The organism is Ottowia beijingensis (genome assembly GCF_042680925.1).
Lineage (GTDB): Bacteria > Pseudomonadota > Gammaproteobacteria > Burkholderiales > Burkholderiaceae_C > Ottowia > Ottowia beijingensis.
Window position 1 is genome coordinate 556364 of the sequence record NZ_JBHUEP010000005.1, and the last position, 19776, is coordinate 576139.

General features: G+C 68.0%; 18 protein-coding genes and 1 tRNA gene. 5 read left to right on the top strand and 14 right to left on the bottom strand.

The features are described 5' to 3' along the window. Positions 1-261: 261 nt before the first annotated feature. Both ACFSCU_RS05990 and radC read right to left on the bottom strand, forming a co-directional pair. Positions 262-921: a Smr/MutS family protein gene (locus ACFSCU_RS05990; RefSeq protein WP_180550926.1), complete on the bottom strand. Its 660-nt coding sequence runs from the start codon at positions 919-921 to the stop codon at positions 262-264. Positions 922-1057: 136 nt separating this feature from the next. Continuing rightward, positions 1058-1735, bottom strand: coding sequence for a RadC family protein (radC, locus tag ACFSCU_RS05995; protein WP_180550927.1), 678 nt, complete (start codon positions 1733-1735; stop codon positions 1058-1060). Positions 1736-1805: 70 nt separating this feature from the next. Here radC and ACFSCU_RS06000 point away from each other — a divergent pair, with 70 nt between their 5' ends. From ACFSCU_RS06000 to ACFSCU_RS06015, 4 genes are all read left to right on the top strand, one after another. Further along, complete coding sequence (locus tag ACFSCU_RS06000) at positions 1806-2249, top strand: FKBP-type peptidyl-prolyl cis-trans isomerase (RefSeq protein WP_180550928.1); 444 nt, start codon at positions 1806-1808, stop codon at positions 2247-2249. Next, positions 2249-3217 (top strand): 4-hydroxy-3-methylbut-2-enyl diphosphate reductase, encoded by a 969-nt coding sequence (gene ispH, locus ACFSCU_RS06005; protein WP_180550929.1) that lies wholly within the window; start codon positions 2249-2251, stop codon positions 3215-3217. The genes ACFSCU_RS06000 and ispH overlap by 1 nt, the downstream gene beginning before the upstream one ends. 237 nt (positions 3218-3454) lie before the next feature. Next, positions 3455-4771 carry a serine--tRNA ligase gene (gene serS / locus ACFSCU_RS06010; RefSeq protein WP_377560153.1) on the top strand — a complete coding sequence of 439 codons (1317 nt, stop codon included), beginning with the start codon at positions 3455-3457 and terminating at the stop codon, positions 4769-4771. A gap of 34 nt (positions 4772-4805) precedes the next feature. After that, positions 4806-4895 (top strand) — tRNA-Ser (locus tag ACFSCU_RS06015). Positions 4896-4948: 53 nt separating this feature from the next. Here ACFSCU_RS06015 and ACFSCU_RS06020 read toward each other — a convergent pair. Continuing rightward, positions 4949-5659 (bottom strand): HAD family hydrolase, encoded by a 711-nt coding sequence (locus ACFSCU_RS06020; protein WP_180550930.1) that lies wholly within the window; start codon positions 5657-5659, stop codon positions 4949-4951. Positions 5660-5700: 41 nt separating this feature from the next. Here ACFSCU_RS06020 and hemH point away from each other — a divergent pair, with 41 nt between their 5' ends. Further along, positions 5701-6792 (top strand): ferrochelatase, encoded by a 1092-nt coding sequence (hemH, locus tag ACFSCU_RS06025; protein WP_377560154.1) that lies wholly within the window; start codon positions 5701-5703, stop codon positions 6790-6792. Positions 6793-6861: 69 nt separating this feature from the next. Here hemH and ACFSCU_RS06030 read toward each other — a convergent pair whose 3' ends face one another. The 11 genes from ACFSCU_RS06030 to ACFSCU_RS06080 all read right to left on the bottom strand — a co-directional run bounded on the left by ACFSCU_RS06030 (position 6862) and on the right by ACFSCU_RS06080 (position 19693). Next, positions 6862-7761: an alpha/beta fold hydrolase gene (locus tag ACFSCU_RS06030; RefSeq protein WP_377560155.1), complete on the bottom strand. Its 900-nt coding sequence runs from the start codon at positions 7759-7761 to the stop codon at positions 6862-6864. 35 nt (positions 7762-7796) lie between these two features. Then, positions 7797-9974 (bottom strand): 3-hydroxybutyrate oligomer hydrolase family protein, encoded by a 2178-nt coding sequence (locus tag ACFSCU_RS06035; RefSeq protein ID WP_377560156.1) that lies wholly within the window; start codon positions 9972-9974, stop codon positions 7797-7799. 49 nt (positions 9975-10023) lie between these two features. Beyond that, the gene (locus ACFSCU_RS06040) at positions 10024-11103 is read right to left on the bottom strand and encodes a branched-chain amino acid ABC transporter permease (RefSeq protein ID WP_180550931.1); all 1080 of its coding nucleotides are present in this window, start codon (positions 11101-11103) and stop codon (positions 10024-10026) included. Positions 11104-11203: 100 nt separating this feature from the next. Next, positions 11204-12187: a branched-chain amino acid ABC transporter permease gene (locus ACFSCU_RS06045; RefSeq protein WP_180550932.1), complete on the bottom strand. Its 984-nt coding sequence runs from the start codon at positions 12185-12187 to the stop codon at positions 11204-11206. 79 nt (positions 12188-12266) lie between these two features. After that, positions 12267-12992 carry an ABC transporter ATP-binding protein gene (locus tag ACFSCU_RS06050; RefSeq protein WP_180550933.1) on the bottom strand — a complete coding sequence of 242 codons (726 nt, stop codon included), beginning with the start codon at positions 12990-12992 and terminating at the stop codon, positions 12267-12269. Between the two features lie 139 nt (positions 12993-13131). Then, complete coding sequence (locus tag ACFSCU_RS06055; protein WP_377560158.1) at positions 13132-13908, bottom strand: ABC transporter ATP-binding protein; 777 nt, start codon at positions 13906-13908, stop codon at positions 13132-13134. Between the two features lie 248 nt (positions 13909-14156). After that, positions 14157-15344, bottom strand: coding sequence for a substrate-binding domain-containing protein (locus ACFSCU_RS06060; RefSeq protein WP_377560160.1), 1188 nt, complete (start codon positions 15342-15344; stop codon positions 14157-14159). A gap of 208 nt (positions 15345-15552) precedes the next feature. Beyond that, a complete protein-coding gene (locus ACFSCU_RS06065) occupies positions 15553-17058 on the bottom strand; it encodes a sigma-54 interaction domain-containing protein (protein WP_333707090.1) in 1506 nt (501 codons plus the stop codon). Between the two features lie 122 nt (positions 17059-17180). Next, entirely contained in the window at positions 17181-17450 is a 270-nt protein-coding gene (locus ACFSCU_RS06070) for a GlsB/YeaQ/YmgE family stress response membrane protein (protein WP_180550934.1), read from the bottom strand. A gap of 172 nt (positions 17451-17622) precedes the next feature. Further along, positions 17623-19119 carry a tripartite tricarboxylate transporter permease gene (locus ACFSCU_RS06075; RefSeq protein WP_180550935.1) on the bottom strand — a complete coding sequence of 499 codons (1497 nt, stop codon included), beginning with the start codon at positions 19117-19119 and terminating at the stop codon, positions 17623-17625. Positions 19120-19132: 13 nt separating this feature from the next. Next, positions 19133-19693 (bottom strand): tripartite tricarboxylate transporter TctB family protein, encoded by a 561-nt coding sequence (locus ACFSCU_RS06080; protein WP_180550936.1) that lies wholly within the window; start codon positions 19691-19693, stop codon positions 19133-19135. Between the last annotated feature and the right edge of the window lie 83 nt (positions 19694-19776).

Here is a 19776-nt window from a genome sequence, read left to right on the forward strand (position 1 = left end):
ATCACCGTCATCCCGGCGAAGGCCGGGATTCCGGCTTGCGCCGGAATGACGAGCTATTGCAGCCTTGATCTGGAATTGGAATCAGATGACGCGCGGGCTGCATCCGCTGTGTGGGAGCGGGCTTGCCCGCGATGAGGCGTCTCGTCGCAACCAGCGCTTGATCGCGGGCAAGCCCGCTCCTACCACGCTGCCTGAGGTCGGTTGCTAATCAAAATAAATAGCTGCCAGCGCTTGCTGGACGGGCGCTGGAGGCCGATTGGGCTATGAATCGCTGCGCGGCGCCCGCCCCGCCGCCGCCAGCAGCACCATCAAGGCCCCCGCGCCGCCTTCCAGCGGCCGGGCCTGCACGTAGGCCAGCACTTCCTTCTTCTGGATCAGCCAGCCGTGCACCTTGGCCTTCAGCACCGGCGCCTTGCCGGGCGAGCCCAGGCCCTTGCCGTGCACCACGCGCACGCAGCGCAGGCCGGCTTTCGTCGCCTCGCGCAGGAACTGGCCCAGCGCCTCGCGTGCCGCATCGGTGCGCAGGCCGTGCAGGTCGATCTGTGCCTGCACCGCCCAGTGGCCGCGCCGCAGCTTGGCCGTCACGTCGGGGCCGACGCCGGGGCGGCGAAAGCTCAGGTGCTCGTCGGTGTGCAGCAGGGTGCTGGTGTCGAACTCGTCGGAAATCGCCTCGCGCAGCGCGGCCTGCTCGTCCAGCACGCGCTGGCGCGGCTCGGGCGGCGTGGGCGCGGGCGCATGCACCACGCGCCCGTGCGCGCGCAGCGGCTGCGTGGGGCCGATGGCGCGGGCGAACAGGTTCTGCTCGGCCTGCGCCCGCTTCGCCGCCGCGGCGCGCGCGGCGGCTTCCTCGGCGGCGCGGGCTTCGGCCTCGGCCAGGCGGGCGCGGATGGCCTTCAGCTCCTGGAACGATTTCACCTTCATCTCCGGCATCCGCAGGATGCACGCCGCTCGACTGAACCGCTGGCCGCGGAGCAGGCCGCGCCAGAACGCCGTGGCCGGACCTGCGCCGACCAGTGGCGTTGTCCCCTGGGGGAAGCCGCGCAGCGGCACAGGGGGGTCATATGAGGCCTTTCTCGGCCATCGACAACGCCTGGCCCGGCGCCACGATCACATGGTCGAGCACGCGCACGTCGATCAGCGCCAGCGCGCTTTTCAGGTTCTGCGTGATCGCCTCGTCGGCGCGGCTGGGCTGCACGCCGCCGCTGGGGTGGTTGTGCGCCAGGATCACCGCCGCCGCGTGGTGGTGCAGCGCGCGCAGCGCCACCTCGCGCGGGTACACGCTGGTCTGCGTGAGCGTGCCGCGAAACAGCTCCTCCAGCGCGATCAGCTTGTGCTGCGCATCGAGAAACAGCACGGCGAACACCTCGTGCGGGCGCGCCGCCAGGTGCAGTTGCAGGTAGTCCTTCACGGCGGCGGCTGAGTCGAACGCGGCGCGCTCCTTCAGCTGCTCGGCCAGCGCGCGGCGTGCCAGCTCCAGCACGGCCATCAGCTCGGCGCGCTTGGCGCTGCCGCCCAGGCCTTTCACGCGCTTCAGGTCGTCGGCGCCCGCGTGCAGCAGGCCGGCGATGCCGCCGAATGTTTGCAGCACCTCCTGCGCCATCTGCAGCACGCCGCGCCCGGCGGTGCCGGTGCGCAGCAGCAGCGCCAGCAGCTCGGCATCGCTCAGCGCGCCGGGGCCGCGGGCCAGCAGCTTCTCGCGCGGACGCGCATCGGCGGGAAGGTCTTTGAGCGACATGCGGGCAGCGGGGCAGGGCGGTTTCTACAATCGGGGCAGTTTATCTGGGGCAGTCTGCCCACCCCATGGCATGAGCGTCGTCGAACCCGGTTCCTTTCTCACCCTGCATTACCGCCTGGCCGGCCCGCAGGGCGATGTCGTCAACACCTTCGGCGGCAAGCCGGCCACGCTGTCGCTGGGCGCGGGCGAGCTGTCGCCCGTGGTCGAGCAGCGCCTGGTCGGCCTGGCCGAGGGCGCGCGCGCCGCGTTCGACATCCCCGCGGGCGAGGCCTTTGGCGAGCGCAACCCCGACATGATCCAGTGGCTGGCGCGCAAGGAGCTGGACGCCATGGGCGACCCGCAGGAGCGCTATGCCGTGGGCGACGTGATCCACCTGCCGACGCCCGACGGCCAGGGCCAGTTCGCCGCCGTGGTGCAGGCGGTGCGTGACGATGGCGCGTTGCGGCTCGACTTCAACCACCCGCTGGCGGGGCAGCCCGTCACCTTCGAAGTCGAAGTGATCGGAATCCTCTGATGAAACCCTCTGAAGTTTTGCTGGCCGAGCCGCGCGGCTTCTGCGCCGGCGTTGACCGCGCCATCGAGATCGTCGAGCGCGCCCTGGCCAAGTTCGGCGCGCCGATCTACGTGCGCCACGAGATCGTGCACAACACCTATGTGGTGAACGACCTCAAGGCCAAGGGCGCGATCTTCATCGAAGCGCTGGCCGACGTGCCGCCGGGCGCCACGCTGGTGTTCAGCGCGCACGGTGTGCCCAAGTCGGTCGAGCGCGAAGCCGAGCAGCGCGGTTTTCGCGTGTTCGACGCCACCTGCCCGCTGGTCAGCAAGGTGCACGTCGAGGTGGCCAAGCTGCACCGCGAGGGCTACGAATTCATCATGATCGGCCACAAGGGCCACCCCGAGGTGGAAGGCACCATGGGCCAGCTCGACAGCGGCATCCACCTGGTGGAAGACGTGGCCGACGTGGCGCGCATCCAGCCCGCGCAGACCGACAAGCTGGCCGTGGTGACGCAGACCACGCTGAGCGTGGACGACGCGGCCGACATCACGGCGGCGGTGAAGGCGCGCTTTCCGCACGTGCGCGAGCCCAAGCAGCAGGACATCTGCTACGCCACGCAGAACCGGCAGGACGCGGTGAAGCTGATGTCGAAAGCGGTCGACGTGGTCATCGTCGTCGGCAGTCCCACCAGCAGCAACAGCAACCGCCTGCGCGAGGTGGCGCTGAAGCTGGGCACCGACGCCTACATGGTCGACAGCGCCGAGGAGCTGCGGGCCGAGTGGATCGAAGGCAAGACGCGCATCGGCCTCACGGCCGGCGCCTCGGCGCCCGACATCCTGGTGCAGCAGGTCATCGAGCGGCTGCGCGCGCTGGGCGCGCTGTCGGTGCGCAAGCTTGATGGCGTGGAGGAAACCATCAAGTTCCCGCTGCCCAAGGGCCTGAAGCTGGACGATGCGGGTGAATCCAGCCTGGGGCATCTGAGCTGAGCCTGGCGCATCCGGCCGTGGGCACTCCAGGCGTCTGAATCAGGCGATAGCCATTTGGCGCCATATTGCAGTTTCAAACTGATAGCTGCTTGCGCCCGATCAATGGGCGCTAGAGCCTGATTCTCGTATACAAAAAATCTGCAAGATCCCCCCCTTGTTGGACCCTGCCTTGCGCCATGGTGCCAGCGGCCCCGCACCGGCGGGGCACGCCGGCGGGCGCCACCTACAATCGCGCCCATGCTTGATCCCCTGCTGCTCCGCAAAGACCTGGGCACCGTTCTGGCGCGCCTGGCCACCCGCAAGAATCCCCAGCCCTTCCTCGACGAAGCCGCCTTCACCGCGCTGGAAGCCGAGCGCAAGACCATCCAGACCCGCACCGAAGAGCTGCAGGCGCAGCGCAACAGCGCCAGCAAGCAGATCGGCCAGCGCAAGTCCAAGGGCGAAAGCGCCGACGACCTGATGGCGCAGGTGGCGTCGATCAAGGACGAACTCGATGCTTCGGCCGCGCGGCTGGATGCGATCCAGGACGAACTTGGCGCGCTGCTGCTGGCCGTGCCCAACCTGCCGCACGCCAGCGTGCCCGTGGGCGCCGACGAAACCGCCAACCACGAAGTGCGCCGCTGGGCGCCGCACGGCCTGGCGCCGCGCGCGTTCGACTTCCCCGTGCGCGACCACGTCGACCTGGGCGAGAAGCTGGGGCTGGACTTCGAGACCGGCGTCAAGCTGGCCGGCACGCGCTTTTCATTCATGCGCGGCCCCGTCGCGCGCCTGCACCGCGCACTGGCGCAGTTCATGCTGGACGTGCAGACCACGCAGCACGGTTACACCGAGTGCTACACGCCCTACATCGTCAACGCCGACACGCTGCGCGGCACCGGCCAGTTGCCCAAGTTCGAGGCCGACCTGTTCGCCGTCAAGAAAGGCGGGCAGGAAGGCGAGGGCGAACTGCTGTACCTGATCCCCACCTCCGAGGTGTCGCTGACCAACATGCTGCGCGACGAGATCGTGACCGAGGCCGATCTGCCCATCAAGCTCACCGCGCACACCCCGTGCTTCCGCTCCGAAGCCGGCAGCGCCGGCCGCGACACGCGCGGCATGATCCGCCAGCACCAGTTCGACAAGGTCGAGATGGTGCAGATCACGCACCCCGACAAGAGCTACGACGCGCTGGAAGAAATGGTCGGCCACGCCGAGGCCATCCTGCAGGCGCTGGAACTGCCCTACCGCGTGGTGCTGCTCAGCACCGGCGACATGGGCTTCGGCGCCAGTAAAACCTACGACCTTGAAGTGTGGGTGCCCGCGCAGGACACTTACCGCGAGATCAGCTCCGTCAGCAACTGCGAAGCCTTCCAGGCGCGCCGCATGCACGCTCGCTTCAAGAACGCTGCCGGCAAGAACGAACTGGTGCACACCCTCAACGGCAGCGGCCTGGCCGTCGGCCGCGCGCTCGTCGCCGTGCTGGAGAACCACCAGAACGCCGACGGCTCCATCACCGTGCCCAAGGCGCTGCGTTCCTACCTGGGCGGACTGGAAGTGCTGCAACCCGCGCCCTGACTGCTGCTAGAATGCGCGATTCGACACGAAAGCAGGAGAGGTGGCAGAGTGGTCGAATGCGCCGGACTCGAAATCCGGTATACGGTTCTCCGTATCGAGGGTTCGAATCCCTCCTTCTCCGCCAGCAGTAAGGCAAGCCCGCTACTCAAAAGGTAGCGGGTTTTGTTTTTTCCGGCCTCAGATGCCCAGCAGGCGGCACAGCGCCTGCATGTCCTGCGCCACGGCATGCGGCTGGCCGTCGATGGCGTCGGGCCAGGCCTCGGCCGTGCGGTTGATCCATGCCAGCTGCATGCCCGCGGCCAAGGCACCCGCGCCGTCCAGGTGGGCGTCGTCGCCGATGTGCAGCACCGCGCTCTCGGGTACGCCGGCGGCCTGGGCGGCGGCGGTGAAGATGCGGCGGTCGGGCTTGCCGACGCCGAACTGGGCGGCGCTGATGGCAGCGTGGAAGTGCTGGCCGATGCCGATGCGGTGCACGTCGGCGTTGCCGTTGGAGAGGGCGACCACCGGATAGCGCGCGCTCAAGGCCTGCAGCGCAGGCAGCGCATCGTCGAACAGCGTGACCTGCTGGCGCGCGTCGAAGAACACCTCGAAGGCCGGCTCGGCCAGCGCCGGGTCGTCGCCGGCCCAGTGCAGCAGCTGGCGGATGGCTTCGCGCCGCATCACGGCCAGGTCGTGCGTCTGATCGGGCCTGCTGATCTGCACCTGCTGGCGTGCGCGGTGCGATGTCTCCTTGTCGCGCGCCAGGGCGGCGGTGCGCGGGGCTTGGGTGTCCAGCCAGGCGCGCAGCACATCCTCGGCGCGGTGGATGGTGGGCCACACGGGCCACAGCGTGTCGTCCAGATCAAGCGTGATGGCGCGGATGCGGGACACGTCCAGCTGATGGGTCATGCGGGCAAACGGTGGTCGACGGGCATGACCGAGAATAGCGCATGCGTTTTCGACCTGAACCGGCCCACCAGCATGGCCAGCCGGCGCGCACCGGCGTGCTGCTGTGCAACCTGGGCACCCCCGACGAACCCACGGCCGCGGCCACGCGGCGCTATCTAGCCGAGTTTCTGAGCGACCCGCGCGTGGTGGAGATCCCGCCCGCGGCCTGGAAGCCGATCCTGCATGGCGTGATCCTGCGCACGCGGCCGGCCAAATCGGCCGCCAAGTATCAGCAGATCTGGCTGCCCGAGGGCTCGCCGCTGATGGTGTGGAGCCGCAAGCAGTCGACGATGCTGCGCGGCTACCTGGGCGAGCGCGGACACAGCGTGAGCGTGCGGCTGGCGATGCGCTACGGCAACCCGTCCATCGCGTCGCAGCTCGATGAACTGAAGGCACGCGGCTGCACCCGCATCCTGGTGGTGCCGCTGTACCCGCAGTATTCGGGTACCACCACGGCCAGCGTGATCGACGCCGTGGGCGCCTGGGCGCGCGGCGTGCGGCACGTGCCCGAACTGCGCTTCGTCAACCGCTTTCACGACGACCCGGGCTACATTCGCGCGCTGACCCGCGTGATGCACCAGCACTGGCAGGCGCACGGCCGGCCCGACAAGCTGGTGATGAGCTTTCACGGCGTGCCCGAACGCACGCTGACGCTGGGCGACCCCTACCACTGCGAATGCCTGAAGACCGCCCGCCTGCTGGCCGAGCGGCTGGCGCTGAAGGACGGCGAGTGGGTGGTGAGCTTTCAGTCGCGCTTCGGCAAGGCGAAATGGCTGGAGCCGGCCACGCAGACGGTGCTGGAGCAACTGGGCCGTGCCGGCACGCAGCGCGTGGACGTGGTGTGCCCCGGCTTCGTGGCCGACTGCCTGGAGACGCTGGAGGAGATCGCCATTGAAGGGCGCGATGCCTTCAAGGCCGCGGGTGGGCAGGAGTTTCACTACGTGCCCTGCCTGAACGACAACCCCACCTGGCTGGCAGCGCTGGCGGAGATCGTGCAGGACCACCTGCAGGGCTGGCCGACGCGCGGTGCCGATCAAGCCGCCGAAGCCGCCGCCACGCGCGAGCGTGCACTGGCGGCCGGGGCCAAGGCGTGATCAGTTTGCTATATCAACAATAGCTGCTGGCGCTTGCTGCATGCGCGCTGAAGCCCGATTTCATTCAAATCACGCCGCTACGGCAGCGGCCGGCTGGTGCGCGCGTTCGATGAAGTCGGTGACCAGCTTCAGCTGCTCGGCCACGTTCAGCGCCGGGGCGTGGCCGCAGCCCGGCACCTCCACCCATTGCAGCTGGCCGCGTGCGCCCGGTCCGCGCGTGCTCATCTGCTCGGCCGTGTCCTTCAGCACCAGGTCGGAGTCGACGCCGCGCAGCAGCAGCACCGGGATGTCGAGCGCGTCGTAGTGGTGCCAGATCAGGTAATCGTCGGGGTAGTGGATGAACTGGCCGACGATGGCCGGGTCGTAGTGCGGCGTCACGCGGCCGTCGGGCAGGCGGCGCGTGCTGGTTTCCGTCAGGCGGCGCCACTGCGCGTCGGTGAGAAAGCCGTAGGGCTTGTACGCCGTGCGCAGGAAGGCCTCCAGTTCGGTCACGCGGTCGAAGGCGGGCGGCTGGCCGGCGTAGGCCTTGATGCGCTCGATGGCTGGCTGTGCCAGTTGCGGCGCGTTGTCGTTCAGCGTCAGGCTGCGGATGCGTTTCTTGAGTTCGGGCTCGAAGTAGCCCGACGCCGCCACGGTGCCGATGGCGCCGCCCATCGAGGTGCCGACCCAGTGGCAGTGCTCGATGCCCAGTTGCACCAGCAGCTCGCGTGCGATGCGGGCATAGAAGGCCAGGCAGTACTCGTCCTTCGGGTGCTCGGCCCACTGGCTGAGGCCGCGGCCCACCATGTCGGGGCACAGCACGCGCCAGCCGCGCGCCGACAGGTGCGCGGCCAGTTCGTCCATGTCGCGCCCGGTGCGCGCCAGGCCGTGCCAGGCGACCACGGTGCCGCGCACGGGGGCGGCGGGCCGCCAGTCGGTGTAGTGCAGCTCGCGCCCGGCGCAGGTGAGGTAGTGGGAGGTGAACGACATGGACTTCTCTGCGGATGATGAAGGGGTGGGCGGCGTCAGTCCGGGATGACGACGGTGTCCCCGCCCGTCACGCTGATGCGGTCGGCCGCGGCCGGCACGGCGGCGGGCAAAGGCACGTTGGCGGCGGTGATGGCGGGCGCCTGGCCGGCGGTGCCGCCGCGTGGCACGGTGCGCACCACCTGGCTGGGTGGCAGCGGCTTGCCGTTCTTCAGGTGGTCGTACACGGCGTCCAGCGCGTGGTTCAGGTACACATGCAGCGGCACGTAGCGGCTGTCGTAGCCTGGCAGCACGGCCGGCAGGCCGATGAAGCCGTCGAAGTGCTGAGCGTTGGCCACCTCCAGGTAGCTCAGCTTGCTGGCCGCGCCTTCCACCTTCTTGTTCAGCGCGTAGTAGGGGCGCGAAGTGTGGTTGACGGGCAGCAGCGCGTCGTCGCGGCCGTGCACGATGATGGCCGGCTTGCCCTGCAGGTTGCCACTGCGCTGGGTTTCCCTCATGCCGGCCTGCAGGCGCTGCGCGGCGGCGCCGCTGCCGGTGACCAGATCGCGCAGGCACAGCGCGCCGTCCAGGTTCCAGTCGGGCAGGCCGTTGGCGGCCAGGCTCAGGAAGTCGCGCACCGGCCCTTGCGCCGCGCGGTTGTTCACCAGGTTGACGCCGGCCGATGGCGGCACCCCGTTGCCGGTGGCGAACATGGCGGCCAGTGCGGCGGGGGCCAGCGTGGTCACGCTGCCGTCGGCGGCGGTGGCGGCAAAGCTGAAGCCGCACAGGTGATCGCTGACGCGGGCGCGCGCCAGTGCGTTGGCAAAGGTCACGGCCACGGCGGGCGCAATCTCGAACGCGGCGTGCGAGGGCGTCAGTGCCAGCGATTCGGGTTCCCAGCCGTAGTCGCGCAGGCGCAGCAGGGCCTCTTCGGCCTGCTGGGCGGTGGTGCTGGCGGCGGCGCTCAGCAGGCCCTCCTGCCGCAGCGCCGTGCAGCGGCTGGCGGCAATGGGCAGCGCCGGCAGGTTGTACAGCCCGGCAAAGGCGGCGCCGAAGGGTGCACCGGCCAGCGACGGCGCCAGCGAGGCGCAGGCCTGGTAAAGGTTGGCGTAGGTGGTGAAGTCGATCAGGTTCCGGCCCACGGTGGCCACCCGCGCGCTGCCGCGCTGCACGGCCACACCGGCGTTGGCGGGCAGCTCGATGGCAGGCTCGGACACGGCCACGCCGTCGATCAGGCCGTCTGCATCCTGCTCGGCGGCGGCAATCGCAGCACCGCCGCCGTTGGAGACGCTGGAGGCGATGACCAGCGTGTTGTTCGGGGTGAAGGTGACGAGGCGCTCGCCCTTGTCGTTGACGTCGCCGAACTGCTGGTTGACGGCGTACAGCGCGAAACGCACCGCCGCAAGCGTGAACTGGCCCCAGTCCTTCTCCGGGTTGCGGCCCGAGTGCGCGTGCTTGAAGGCAAAGCGGTTGGGCGTGGCGGTGTTGAAGGCGGTCAGCTCGGCGGCGCTGAGGCCGGCGTTGAAGGAGACCAGATCCCAAAAATGCGGGCCGGTTGCGAAGTGCCCGCCCGTATCAGCCGCGCGCTTGCGCGTGCCATCGACCATGGGCACGGTGTCATTCTGCAGATCGTGCGGGGCACCGCCGGTGCCCTTGTCGGTATAGGCCACCGCGCAGCCGCGCTTGAGCCCCCATTCGCCGGTGGAGATGGCGCCGTAAACGCCGCGCGATCCCGACGAGGTAGCGGTCACGATGCACGGATTCCTGGGGTCGAACGTGGACGGCACTTGCGCCATCAGCGTCACGGTCTGCTTGCCGCTGCCGTCGTCGAGTACGCCCACCACTTCGGTGCCGGCGATCTTTCCCTCGCCGGTGCCCACCGACCCATCGGCCGCCACGTTGGGGCCATAGAGCACGCCGTAGCCGCCTGCCGCGGTCATGTCGACCAGTGAACGATAGCTGTTGTAGATGGCCGCGCGACGCAGTTCCACCGCCGTGGGGTTGAGTGGATCGGTGTAGGCGGGTGGCGTGACGGACTGCAGGCCGGTCTTGCCCAGGCCCGCGGTCAGCAGGTCGTCTGCGGCGCCGTCGTAGCTGCGAAACTGCACGCCCCAGACACCCGCCGGCACGCTGTTCAGCGGCGCTTCCGGCTTGTCGCCGCCGCTGCTGCCGCCGCACGCGGACAGCACGCCGGCGGCCAGCGCGGCCAGGGCAATGGGATGGATGCGATGTTTCATGGCTTGTCTCCTGGTGTCGTTTTCTTTGGGACTGATCGGTGCGCGGGCTTCAGTGCGCCGCAGCCTTGGCCGCGCTGCGTGCGCGCAGCTTGCCGACGACGCCGGTGGGGAAGTAATAGACCGAGAGCACGAACAGCACGCCCAGCCACAGCAGCCAGCGGTCGGGCGAGAGCAGGGCGGGCAGCAGCGGCACGCTGGCCGTGGCTTCGCTCGCCAGCCGCAGCAGATCCTGCAGGTAGCTCTGCGCCACCAGGAACAGCACCGAGCCGATGACCGCACCATAGATCGTGCCCATGCCGCCAATGACCACGATCAGCAGCACGTCCATCATGATCTCGAAGCTAAGGGATGTATCCGGCCCGTTGTAGCGCAGCCAGATCGCCAGCATGCAGCCGGCCAGCGTGGCGAACAGCGCCGACAGCACCGACGACAGCGTGCGGTAGACGACGACACGGTAGCCGATGGCCTCGGCGCGGAATTCGTTCTCGCGGATGGCCTGCAGCACGCGGCCGAATGGCGAATTGACGATGCGCAGCAGCGCCAGCACCAGCACCACGGCGACCACGAACAGCAGGTAGTAGGTGATGATCTTGCCGTCGATCAGCACGCCGAGGAATTCGGTCTCGAACGGCTCGAAGCTGGGGCTGAGCACCTCGGGCAGGCGGAACGTGAGGCCGTCCTCGCCGCCGGTCCATTCGGACAGTTGCGAGGCCAGCGTCTGGAACGCCGCCGCCACGGCCAGCGTGATCATGGCGAAGAAGATGGCCCGCACCCTGAGCGAGAACAGCCCGATCGCCAATGACAGCAGCAGCGACAGCACCAGCGCGCCACCCACGCCCACGGCCAGCGCGCTCCAGCTGGCGCCCATGCGCGAACTGGCGATGGCGATGCCATAGGCCCCGATGCCGAAGAACATGGTGTGCGCAAAGCTGACGATGCCGGTGTAGCCCAGCAGCAGGTCGAACGCCGCCACCAGCACCACGAAGATCAGCACCTTGGCCGCCACGTTCAGCGCCTTGACGCCGGGGAACAGGAAGGGCGCGAAGGCCAGCCCCAGCACGATGGCGACGAGGATCAGGGCCAGCAACTTGTTGCGTGGCAAATCGTGTGAGAGCAGGCGGCTGAGCATGGCGGGGCGGCGCGGAGCCGGTGTCAATGGGTTTGAAGAAAAACCGGCATCAGAGGCCGTGGTGCGGGCGCTGGAAGCTATCGTGTTCATAGCGGTTCGCTCAGCGGTTGGCGACAGCGTAGACACCTTGCGGGCGCCACAGCAGGATGGCCACCATCAGCGCGATGTTGGAGAACAGCGCCACCTTGGGCGCCAGAAAGCCGGTGTAGTTGGCCATCAGGCCCACCATCAGCGCGCCGATCAGCGCACCCGTGGTGCTGCCCAGCCCGCCGATGATGATGACGATGAAGATCAGGATGTTGACCTGTGCCCCCATCTGCGGAATCACGTTCTGCTGGTACAGGCCCCACATCACGCCGCCCAGGCCGGCGAGGGCGCTGCCCACCACGAACACACCGATAAAAAGGCGCCGGATGCGGTAGCCGAGCGATTCGACCATTTCCCTGTCCTGAACACCAGCGCGAATCAGCAGGCCGACCTTGGTGCGCGACAAGGTCCAGGCCAAGGCGGCAAACACGAGGACGCCGACGATGACAGCGACCACGCGGTATTTCTCGACGGCGGCATCGCCGATCAGCCAGGAGCCGCGCATGCCCTCGGGCAGCGGCAGCGGAATCTGCGCCGGGCCCCAGATGACCTTGATCAGCTCCTCGCCGATGATCATGCCGCCCATGGTGATGAGAATCTGCTTCAGGTGCTGGCCGTACACCGGGCGCACGATGAAGCGCTCGAACGCCAGGCCGACGGCGCCGGCCACCAGCATGGCCACTACCATGGCGGGCACCACGGCCATCAGGTTGCGCCAGATGTCGGCCGAGTTGGTGTAGTCGCCCATGGCGCCCAGCACGCTGGTGGCGACGAAGGCGCCCAGCGCGATGAACACGCCGTGGCCGAAGTTCAGCACGTCCATCAGCCCGAACACCAGCGTCAGGCCCGAGGCGATGATGAAGATGATCATGCCCATGGCCAGGCCCGCCACGGTGAGCGTGAGCCAGGTGGAGCCGGAGCCAATCAGCGGCAGCGCCACCAGCGCCAGCAGGGGAACCAGCAGCAGCGGCTTGTAGTCGATGTCGAGGGATTTCATGGCGAGGTGAATGCTTCTGAATGAATAGCTGCTTGCGCTTGCTGGACGGGCGCTAGAGGCCTATTTCTTATAAATCGGTTTACAGCGACAGGCCCAGCAGCCGCTGCTGCAGTGCCTCGTCCTGTGCGAGCGCGGCCATGGTGCCGCTGTGCACCACGCGGCCGTCGTCCATCACCGCCACGGTGTCGCCCAGGCGCTTGGCGAAGTTGATGTTCTGCTCCACCAGCAGAATCGTCACGCCGCTGGCCTTCAGCTGCTGGAAGGCCTCGATCATGTTGTTGATGATGGCCGGCGCCAGGCCCTTGCTGGGCTCGTCGATGATGAGCAGCTCGCGCGGCTCGACGATGGCGCGGCTCACGGCCAGCATCTGCTTCTGCCCGCCGCTCAGCTTGCCGGCGGGGTGGTTCCAGAACTTCTCGACCGCCGGGAACAGCTTGAAGATCCACTGCAGGCGCGCCTCGTCGATGTGCGCCGCGGTCTTGGCCTGGCGCGCGGCCAGCACCATGTTCTCCTTCACCGTCAGGTCGGCGAAGATGCCCATGTTCTCGGGCACGTAGGCGATGCCCAGGTGCGCGATCTGCGGCGTGTGCTTCTTGGTGATGTCCTGGCCGTTGAAGCTGATGCGACCCTGGCTGGCCTGCCACAGGCCCATGATGGTGCGCAGCGTGGTCGTCTTGCCGGCGCCGTTGCGGCCCAGCAGCATGGTCAGCTGGCCGCGCGGCACTTCGAGGTCGACGCCGTGCAGGATGTGGTAGGCGCCGATGTGGGTGTGCACACCCTCGAGTTTCAGCAGGATGTCGCTCATACGGATACTCCCCGAAAACCGAACGCAGGGGACGCAGAGATTTCGCAGAGAACGCAGAAGAAGCAGCCAGAGAAAATTTCTTTTCTGCGTTCTCTGCGTGGCCTTTGCGTCCTCTGCGCAAGCTTGTTGAAGGCTGCCCTCATACCTCGGCCTCCTCTTTCGTCACGCCCAGGTAGGCCTCTTGAACGACCGGCGAGGCGATCACCTCAGCCGGGTCGCCGTCGGCCACCAGGCTGCCGTTGGTCAGCACGATGATGCGGTCGGCCAGCTCGCGCACCACGTCCATCTTGTGCTCCACCAGCAGGATGATCTTGCTCTTGTCCTGCTTCAGCGCGCGGATCAGGTTCAGGATCACGGGCGCCTCGTCGTGGCTCATGCCGGCGGTGGGTTCGTCGAACATGTAGACCTGCGGATCCAGCGCCATGAGCAGCGCCACCTCCAGCTTGCGCTGGTCGCCGTGCGGCAGGCTGGCCACGGGCATGTCCTGCTTGTCGGCCATGGCGACGGATTCGAGGATCTCGACCGCGCGCTGCGTCAGGTTCTGGTGGTCGCTCCAGATGCTGGTCAGGTTCAGGCCGCGCTTGTGGCGGCCGTCCAGCGTGGCCTGCACCGCCAGGCGCACGTTCTCCAGCACGCTCAAGGAAGGGAACAGGTTGGTGAGCTGGAAGGCGCGCCCCAGGCCTGCCTTGGTGCGGGCCGAGGGCGACAGGTTCGACAGATCCTGCCCGCCCAGGTGCACCGTGCCGCTGCTGGCCTTGAGCTGGCCCGAGATCAGGTTGAAGTAGGTCGTCTTGCCCGCGCCGTTGGGCCCGACGATGGCCGTCAGCGTGCCGGGCTCGAACGCGCAGGTGACCGCGTTCACGGCCACGTGCCCGCCGAAGCGTATGGTGAGATCTTGGGTGGACAGGGTGCTCATGATTCAGTAGCTGCTGGCGCTTGCTGGATAAGCGCTGGAGGCAGTTTCTATCGGTGAAATGCCGGCTTGGCCAGCGCGTGGCGAAACCCGACTTGTCCGCGAGCAGGCGGTGGTTCTTGCGAACCACGCCATCGCGGGCAAGCCCGCTCTCACAAAGTGCGATCCCAGGTCGCCGCGCAGCCGGCTTGGCCGGGCCGCCAAAGACGCCCCTTGAGCGCAGCCGGCGCAGCCGGCACAGGGTGGGCGGTTTACCGCTTGTTGCGGATCGGCACGTGCATCTCTTCCGGCTTGATCTCGCGCACCAGCTCAGGCACGCCCCAAGTGAAGGCCGGGTCGGCCTTGATCTTGAAGTGGTACATGCTCTGCATGGCCTGGTGGTCTTCCTTGCGGAAGGTCATCTTGCCCTTGGGCGTGTCGAAGCTCATGCCCTCCATGGTGCTGATGAGCTTGTTGGTGTTGGTGTCGCCGTTGGTCTTCTTCAGCGCGGTGACGATGGCCATGGCGGCCGAGAAGCCGCCGGCGGTGAAGAAGTCGGGCGGGGTCTTGTATTCCTTGTAGTGGGCGGCCACCATGGCCTCGTTCACCGGGTTCTTCGGGATGCCGAAGTAGTAGTAGGTGGCGCCTTCCATGCCCGGGAAGGCCTTGTACGAGGCCATGGCCGGCAGGATGTTGCCGCCGGTGGCGACGTCGATGTTGAAGCGCTTGTTCAGCTCCTGCGCCGCCAGCGCGCCGAACGGCGGGGTGCCGCCGGCCCAGATCACCATGACCACCTTGCGGCCCGGCTCGCCCTTCAGCTTGTCGACGATGCGCTGGATGCCGGCGGTGAAGTCGGTGGTGTTCTGCGGCAGGTATTCCTCGTGCACGATCTTGGCGGACTTGACGGCGTCCTTGAACGCCTTCACGCCGTCGCGGCCGAAGGCGTAGTCCTGCGCCAGCGTGACGATGCTGGTGCCGGCCTTGTCGATGGCGACGGCGTTGCTGATGGCGTCCTGGCTGGAGTTGCGGCCAGTGCGGAAGATGTACTTGTTCCACTTGTCGCCGGTGATCGAGTCGGCCACGGCCGGCTCGACCAGCAGGATCTTCTTGTATTCCTCGGCCACGGGCAGCATGGCCAGCGCCACGCCGCTGGAAGTGGGGCCGACGGCCAGGTCGACCTTGTCGTCGGAATAGGCGGCGGCCAGCAGGCTCTTGCCCAGGTCGGGCTTGCCCTGGTCATCCTTCTCGATCACGGTGATCTTGCGGCCGTTCACGGCCATGGTGCCGCCGGTGGCGTAGTTCAGGCCCATCATCAGGCCGGCCTGGGTCTGCTTGCCGTAGGCCTCCAGCGGGCCGGTCTTGCTGTAGATGTGGGCAATCTTGATGTCGGACTGGGCCAGGGCGGGGGCGCCCACGGCGGCGGCCAGGGCGGCAATGGCGATGAGGGTGCGGCGTTGCATGGTGCGTCTCCTGTCAATGCAAAACGAAATAGGACGAGACAACCAATGCACAGTACGTGCCAGGCGCTAAGCGGTTGATTTCAAACAGACGTCAATCGAAAGCGACTCGAATTGACTAAAAAAAAGACAAATTAATTGTTCGAATATCAGTCAATTGTCTGAAATTTGTTCAGGGTTTGTCCGTAGCATCGCCTGCGCCCTCTGGCGTTCAGGCCACGCTGGCTGAGCGCGCCTCACGCGCCTGCAACCGCTCATACAGCGTCGCGCGCGAGATGCCCAGCAGCCGCGCCGCCGCCAGCTTGTTGCCGCCGGTGGACTGCAGGGCGGTGGCAATGGCGCGCTGTTCCAGCTCAGCCACCTGCTCGGCCAGCGGCCGCAGCAGGGCGCCGGCATCGGGTGGCGCCGGCTCGGGCGGCAGCGCGGGCTGCACCTGGGCCAGGCCGGATTCGCGTAGCACCGTTTCCATCAGTGCGGCGTCCAGCCGGTCGGAGTCGCTGCGCAAGGCCGCCTGCTCCAGCACGTTGCGCAGTTCGCGGATGTTGCCGCGCCACTGCTGCGCCGCCAGCAGCGCGATGGCGCCTTCGCTCAGCTCGGGCGGCGGGCTGCCGCGGTGCGCCATGTCGTCGCCCAGCACCTCGATCAACGCCGGAACGTCGCCGCGCCGCTCGCGCAGCGGGGGCACGCGCACCGGCAGCACGTTGAGGCGGTAATACAGGTCTTCCCGGAACTGGCCGGACTGCACCAGGGCCGGCAGGTCGCGGCTGGTGGCGGCGATCACGCGCACGTCGAAGGGCACCAGCTGGTTGCTGCCCAGCGGCTCGATCTCGCCCTCCTGCAGCGCGCGCAGCAGCTTGGCCTGCAGGCCGGGCGGCATGTCGCCGATCTCGTCGAGGAACAGCGTGCCGCCGTCGGCCAGCTTGAACTTGCCCACGCGGCCCTTGCGGTCGGCGCCGGTGTAGGCGCCGGGCGCGGTGCCGAAGAATTCGGCCTCCAGCAGCGTGTCGGGCACGGCGGCGATGTTGACGCTGACGAAGGGCTGCCCCGCGCGTAGCGATGCCGCGTGGATGCCGTGCGCCAGCAGTTCCTTGCCGGTGCCGGTCTCGCCCAGCAGCAGCACCGGGCTGTGCGATTGCGCGGCGCGGCGCGCCTGGCGCTTGACCTCGGCCGCCGCCGGGCTGCTGCCGACGAAGCTGGCCAGCGTGTAGCGCGACTGACGCTGGCCGGCCGGCTGGTTGCTGCGTTGTGCCGCCAGCTCGCGCTGCGCTTCCTGCAGTTCCTGCTGCAGCTGGGCGAACTTGGCCACCAGCGGCTGCATGCTGGTGCCGGTCTGGTCGAACAGCACGATGCCCAGCGCGCCGATCACCTCGCCGCTGTCGTCGCGCAGCGGGATGCGGCTGACCACGAAGGTGCCGGCGCGGTTGCTCAGCAGGTCGATCAGGATCGGCTTGCCGGTCTTGAGCACCTGGTGCATCTGCGTGTTCTGGATCACGCTGGACACCGGGTGGCCGACGAAGTCCTCCTCGCGCGGAAAGCCCAGCGCCGGCAGGTAACGGCGGTACTGGTCGTTGATCCACACCACGCGCGCATCGCGGTCCACCAGCAGCATGCCCTCGCTGGCGCCTGCGAACAGGTCGAACATGCTGCGCGCGGCCAGCTCCAGGATGCTGGCGGCGTCGCGCGGCAGGGACGACGCGGTGGCGGAAAGGGCAGGCATGCGCACGATGGTAGCGCGGCGCAAGAAAAAACCGCGCGGGTGACCGCGCGGTTGTAAGGGGGCGTTGCCTGACCGTCAGGCTTGGGCAGACGCCGGTGTTTTGTGTTGGTTGGTCGCGGAGATCAGCGCACGCTGCCGCGCTTGAACAGGTTGACGATGGCCAGCAGGATGACGGCGCCCAGGAAGGACACGACCAAACCCATGACCGAGAAGTCGTTCATGTTGATGGTGCCGGCGCCCAGCAGCGGCGACAGCAGGAAGCCGCCCAGGAACGCGCCGACGATGCCGACGACAACGTTCAGCAGGATGCCTTGCTGGGCATCACGGCGCATCACGATGCTGGCGAGCCAGCCCAGGATGCCGCCGACGATCAGCCAGATGATGAGGTTCATTTTCAAATCTCCTTGCGGTGATGAGTGGGGTTTGTTTTTCCGAGTCCGACGTTCGTGTGCTCGTCGTGAAGTCATTGTGGAAAGCCCCATGGCCTCATCACGTCATCCAGCGCAGGCGGCAGCTGTAGGAAACTTGTCCTACACCCTGACAGTGTGGTGTTCCCTTTGGCGGTCAGGCGCGGCGGGCGCGGTGCCAGCGCGCCAGGCGCGGCATCACCAGCACGGCAGCGATGACGACCAGCAGAAAGACCGATACCGGGCGATCCAGGAACACGGTCCACTTGCCCTCGCCGATCGACATCGCGTTGCGCAGCTGCGCCTCGGCCAGCGGCCCGAGGATCATGCCGATCACCACCGGCGCGGTCGGAAAGTCGAAGCGCCGCATCACCACGCCCACGGCGCCGATCACGTAGAGCAGGAACACGTCGAACGCGCTCTGCCGCATGCCATACGCGCCCACGGTGGCGAAGATCAGGATGCCGGCATACAGCTGCGGCTTCGGGATCTTCAGCAGCTTCACCCACAGCCCCACCATGGGCAGGTTCAGCACCAGCAGCATCAGGTTGCCGATGTACAGCGAGGCGATCAGCGCCCACACCAACGCCGCCGAGGTGCTGAACAGTTGCGGCCCCGGCTGGATGCCGTAGTTCTGGAACGCCCCCAGCAGGATGGCGGTGGTGTTGCTGGTGGGGATGCCCAGCGTCAGCAGCGGGATCAGCGCCGTGGTCACCGTGGCGTTGTTGGCCGATTCGGGGCCGGCCACGCCCTCGATGGCGCCCCGGGTGCCGAACTCGGCCTTGTCCTCGCCCTTGGCCAGCTTCTTCTCGGTGGCGTAGCTCAGGAAGGTGGGAATCTCGGTGCCGCCGGCCGGAATGCAGCCGAACGGCGCGCCGATGGCCGCGCCGCGCAGCCACGCCGGCACGCTGCGGCGCCAGTCGCGCGCGCTCATGTGCACGCGCGTCAGCGTGTTCTGCGTTTCCACCACCTTGCCCTCGAACAGCGCGGCGTGCAGCACCTCGGCCACGGCGAACAGGCCCACGGCCACCAGCACGATCTCGATGCCGTCGAGGAACTCCGGCTTGCCGCCGGTGTAGCGCGGCTGGCCGCTGATCTGGTCCATGCCGATCAGCCCCACGGCCAGGCCGATGAACAGCGCCGCCAGGCCGCGCACCGTGCTCTTGCCCAGCACCGCGCTCACGGTGGTGAAGGCCAGCACCATCAGCAGGAAGTACTCGGGCGGGCCCAGGCGCACGGCGTACTCGGCCACCACCGGCGCGAACAGCGTGACCACCACCGTGGCAATGGTGCCGGCCACGAACGAGCCGATGGCCGCAGTGGCCAGCGCCGCGCCGGCACGGCCGCTCTTGGCCATCTTGTTGCCTTCCATGGCCGTCACCATGCTGGCGGTTTCGCCCGGCGTGTTGAGCAGGATCGAGGTGGTCGAGCCGCCGTACATGGCGCCGTAGTAGATGCCGGCAAAGAAGATCATCGACGCCGTGATGTCGACCTTGGCCGTGATCGGCAGCAGCATCGCCACCGTGGTGGCCGGGCCGATGCCGGGCAGCACGCCGACAGCCGTGCCCAGGGCGCAGCCGAACAGCGCCCACAGCAGGTTGGAGAGCGTCAGCGCCGTGCCGAAGCCGTCCATGAGCATGTTGAAGGTGTCCATGCGCGGCTCCCCGTCAGATCCAGCCGGTGTTCGTCAGGCCCGGCAGGTTGATCGCCAGGAACTTGGTGAACAGCCAGAACACCGGCGCCGCAATCGCCACGCCGCTCAGGATGTCGACCAGCCAGGTGTCGTGCCGCTGGCCGAAGGCGCGCCGCAGGCCCTGCGCGGCCAGCACGTAGGCCAGCGCGCAGCTCAGCACGAAGCCGATGCGTTCGATCAGCGCCGCGTTCAGCAGCAGGCCGGCGGACACCCAGACGTAGGCCGTCCAATCCGGGCTTTCGTCACCGGGCACTTCCTCCATGTTGCGGTAGCCGCCGGTGCGCGCGTGCCACAGCAGCACGGCACCGCACGCCATCAGCGTGATGGCCACGACCCAGGGCAGGAAGTTGGCGCCGACGCCGCCGTAGCCGGCTTCGGCCGAGATGTCGACGGCGCCGACGGCCATCGCCAGGCCGACGCCGATGAGGCCGGCGCTGACCACGGTTTCCCAGATCAGCGTCTTGCGCGAGGGGTGCGCCGGCTCGGGGTGATCGGGCCGCAGCTCGAGCGGGATATTGGGTTGCGGACTGCTCATCGGGTGTCTCCTCCGGCGCCACGCAGCCGCTGCCGCCCAGGGGAGCGGCAGGGCTCGTTCACTCTGTTATTGATAGCTGCTGG

Excerpts from the sequence above, each read along its gene's own strand:
- ACFSCU_RS06080 (WP_180550936.1), bottom strand. The coding sequence starts at position 19,693 with ATGAGCAGTCCGCAACCCAATATCCCGCTCGAGCTGCGGCCCGATCAC.
- ACFSCU_RS06055 (WP_377560158.1), bottom strand. The coding sequence starts at position 13,908 with ATGAGCACCCTGTCCACCCAAGATCTCACCATACGCTTCGGCGGGCAC.
- ACFSCU_RS06035 (WP_377560156.1), bottom strand. The coding sequence starts at position 9,974 with ATGAAACATCGCATCCATCCCATTGCCCTGGCCGCGCTGGCCGCCGGC.
- ACFSCU_RS06075 (WP_180550935.1), bottom strand. The coding sequence starts at position 19,119 with ATGGACACCTTCAACATGCTCATGGACGGCTTCGGCACGGCGCTGACG.
- radC (WP_180550927.1), bottom strand. The coding sequence starts at position 1,735 with ATGTCGCTCAAAGACCTTCCCGCCGATGCGCGTCCGCGCGAGAAGCTG.
- ACFSCU_RS06000 (WP_180550928.1), top strand. The coding sequence starts at position 1,806 with ATGAGCGTCGTCGAACCCGGTTCCTTTCTCACCCTGCATTACCGCCTG.
- ACFSCU_RS05990 (WP_180550926.1), bottom strand. The coding sequence starts at position 921 with ATGAAGGTGAAATCGTTCCAGGAGCTGAAGGCCATCCGCGCCCGCCTG.
- ispH (WP_180550929.1), top strand. The coding sequence starts at position 2,249 with ATGAAACCCTCTGAAGTTTTGCTGGCCGAGCCGCGCGGCTTCTGCGCC.
- ACFSCU_RS06045 (WP_180550932.1), bottom strand. The coding sequence starts at position 12,187 with ATGAAATCCCTCGACATCGACTACAAGCCGCTGCTGCTGGTTCCCCTG.
- ACFSCU_RS06065 (WP_333707090.1), bottom strand. The coding sequence starts at position 17,058 with ATGCCTGCCCTTTCCGCCACCGCGTCGTCCCTGCCGCGCGACGCCGCC.
- hemH (WP_377560154.1), top strand. The coding sequence starts at position 5,701 with ATGCGTTTTCGACCTGAACCGGCCCACCAGCATGGCCAGCCGGCGCGC.
- ACFSCU_RS06050 (WP_180550933.1), bottom strand. The coding sequence starts at position 12,992 with ATGAGCGACATCCTGCTGAAACTCGAGGGTGTGCACACCCACATCGGC.
- ACFSCU_RS06030 (WP_377560155.1), bottom strand. The coding sequence starts at position 7,761 with ATGTCGTTCACCTCCCACTACCTCACCTGCGCCGGGCGCGAGCTGCAC.
- ACFSCU_RS06070 (WP_180550934.1), bottom strand. The coding sequence starts at position 17,450 with ATGAACCTCATCATCTGGCTGATCGTCGGCGGCATCCTGGGCTGGCTC.
- ACFSCU_RS06060 (WP_377560160.1), bottom strand. The coding sequence starts at position 15,344 with ATGCAACGCCGCACCCTCATCGCCATTGCCGCCCTGGCCGCCGCCGTG.
- serS (WP_377560153.1), top strand. The coding sequence starts at position 3,455 with ATGCTTGATCCCCTGCTGCTCCGCAAAGACCTGGGCACCGTTCTGGCG.
- ACFSCU_RS06020 (WP_180550930.1), bottom strand. The coding sequence starts at position 5,659 with ATGACCCATCAGCTGGACGTGTCCCGCATCCGCGCCATCACGCTTGAT.
- ACFSCU_RS06040 (WP_180550931.1), bottom strand. The coding sequence starts at position 11,103 with ATGCTCAGCCGCCTGCTCTCACACGATTTGCCACGCAACAAGTTGCTG.